We start from the raw sequence: 2,799 nt of genomic DNA, 5'->3' as shown, positions 1-2,799 counted from the left end.
GCGTATCGCGCGATGCTCACGCAATACCATGGCTTTTACGAGACGCTTTTCAATGCCGTTCAGGACAGCGCTCCGTCCGGGTATGCCGCCGCCGTTCTGCCTGGGTCGGTGCCCTTCAATTCACCCCCGGACCGTGTCGGCGCCTGCACCTCCAGAAAAAACTGGGGGTCGCTTCTGTCTGTGATCGGCCTGCCGTGCAACTATGCCAAAATGCCGGCGCTTCCCGCCATGATGACGGGGGCCGATGTGGAGCTGTTTTCTGATGCGGATTTGAAAGGTCTCCTGATAAACGGTTTGCTCCTTGAAGGCCTTGCCGCCGAGAAACTCTGTCAACGCGGGTTTTCGACCGAAATCGGGATTTCGGCAGAACCGTGGACGGGAGCTCGCGTGTCCTGTGAAAAGTGGGGTGGAGTCACTTTAAACCCTGACGTCTGTTATTCACGCCTGCGGCCCCTTGATCCGAAGGTGAAGATCCATTCGACGCTTTTGCACCGCAAGTCCGGCGTGAGCATGGATTTTACCGAAGTGGGACCCGCCGTGACGCTCTTCGAGAACCCGTCCGGCGGGCGGGTAGCCGTTTTCGCGGCAGCGTTCGGCCTGAATAACACCCTGTCGTCCTTCGGCTTTTATGACGAGGATCGTAAGCGCGAGATTCTCGAACTCCTTCAGTTCGTCTGCGGAAAGCCTGTGGAGTTCTATTATCCGGGCGACGCCGAGGTGTATCTCAAGGTCCGCCGGTTCACTGATGGACGATATCTGCTGGCGTTCTTCAATCTCGGACACGACGAACTGGACGTTTTGCCGGTCATTTCGGCATTTAACATCACTAATGTCGAAATGATCGCGCAGGACGGCTCCTGGGAACAGATCGATTTTGCGGATGGCTGCCTCCAAACACCTCTGTTTCCTGCGCAGCCGAAGATATTCCGTGTTACCGCAGCGATTGAACTTCGAGCTTCTGGAAGAGGGGTTCGATCCAAAGGTGGGTTTGTTCTGGATGAAAAAGGAGCGAATTATGAAACGTGTTAAGTCGCCTGAATTCCCATTCATGATAATCCGGCTATGGCCGCATCATCACCAGAACGCGGCGGATTTCTCGGAACTGATAGGGGCCTTGAAGCGCAATTCAAAGGCGTGCGATGAGGTTTGGTTTTGTACGGAAATCGGCTTCCCGCCCATGGCGGCACATGAGCATTCCGCTGGCCTGATGGCTAAGGCCGCAGAAAGGATCCGGGAATTGGGAATCAAGCCTGGACTCCAAATCGCCAATACGATTGGCCATGGCGGCTTGAGTGTGCTTCAAGAGGATTCGGGGGCTGCGTGGCTTCCGATGATTGACGCAAGTGGGCGCTGCAATCCTCCCACTCCTTGTCCACGATCCCATGCGGCGTTGGGTTATATTGACCGGATGACCCGGGTCTATGCCTCGTGGCAGCCGTCGTCCATTTGGATTGATGATGACCTGAGGATGAATGCTGTCGGGGGACTTGCCCAAGGATGTTTCTGCCGGGAGTGTGTGAAACAGTTTTCACGGGAGCAGGGTAAGTCCTATAACCGCCGCTCATTGGTGGCGGCTTTGCACAACCCTACGGATGGCACGGTTCGACTCGCTTGGACGAAATTCAACGGATTGAGTCTGGCCGGGATTGCCAAGGTGATTGCCAAGGCGACGCACCAGGTGGCGCCGGAATGCCGTCTGGGTTTCCAGCAAATCGGGCATGAGCCATTCCTTTACTCAGGGCCGGACTGGAGTCCTGTCTTAAAATCCCTAGCCCAACATAGTCACCATGCGGCAGGTGCCCGGTTGGGACATGGGTATTATGCCGATCACAGTCCGCGCCAGATGATCGACAAAGCCTTCTTGATTTCGCGGCAGATATCGCGCCTGCCTGCTTGTGTGGACCAGATTTGCCCCGAGATCGAGGGTTACACCCATAACGCCTTCGGTAAATCCGCCCACGGGCTGGCGGTGGAGTCGTCGCTGGATCTGGCGATGGGCTGTAACAGCTTGTCCTATGCGATTCTCTGTTCAGGACATGAGCCGATGGCCTGGTACGAAACACTATTATCCCGGCTTACCCGGTACCGCCCGTTCTGGGAGGAGCTTGTCAAGATCAACTCCGGAACAATGCCGGGCGGACTTGATATGCATTTGGGAAAGAATCATGTGGCGCGTCCGCTGTTGCCGCAGGAGCCGCCGTTTGGCTGGGGGAAGGTCAATTTAGAGAGCCTCCATAACCTGGCCTGTCTGGGGCTTCCGCTCTGTACAAGCACGATAAAAGGACGGGAGGCAGTGATTCTCCATGCGGACGCCGTGGATGGTTTGGCGGACAAGGAATTACGCCGGATCCTGTCTGGTGGCGTCATGATGGATGGATTGGCGGCTTGGCGAGTGCAGGAGCGGGGACTTGGGAAGTGGCTTGGGGTCGAGGTGGCTCCGGTTTCCGGGGCGGTGCCGTTCAATGAACGGATATCCGCGGATACGCTGAATGGGATTTACATCGGGCTGAAATGGAATGGTGGCTGGGGTAAAACAGGCATCTATACGCTGAAGCCATTATCGCCTAAAGTCCGAGGGCTAGGGCATTATGAGGACCGTTTGGGAAAGCACCATGGGATGACCACGAGTCTCGCTGAAAACAGGGCGGGTGGGCGGGTGGCGGTATTTGGGTATTACAGTTGGTTCAGTGCGCCCAGTGGAGCCAAACGCAATCAGTATCTGGCGGCGGCCGACTGGATTACGAGAGGCAAACTGCCTGTGCTTATCCAGACCACTGCCCCGGTGATGGTCGTTCCCCG

General features: G+C 56.6%; 2 protein-coding genes. Both read left to right on the top strand.

From position 1 onward, the window contains the following. A partial coding sequence (locus WCS52_19435) for a hypothetical protein (GenBank protein MEI6169362.1) occupies nucleotides 1-1,029 on the top strand: 1,029 nt, incomplete at its 5' end. Beyond that, a partial coding sequence (locus WCS52_19430) for a hypothetical protein (GenBank protein MEI6169361.1) occupies nucleotides 1,016-2,799 on the top strand: 1,784 nt, incomplete at its 3' end. The genes WCS52_19435 and WCS52_19430, both read left to right, overlap by 14 nt.

The organism is bacterium (genome assembly GCA_037128595.1).
In the GTDB taxonomy this organism is placed as follows: domain Bacteria; phylum Verrucomicrobiota; class Kiritimatiellia; order CAIKKV01; family CAITUY01; genus JAABPW01.
The sequence above is the reverse complement of the archived record's forward strand: the minus strand, read 5'-3'. Positions and strand labels throughout refer to the sequence as shown.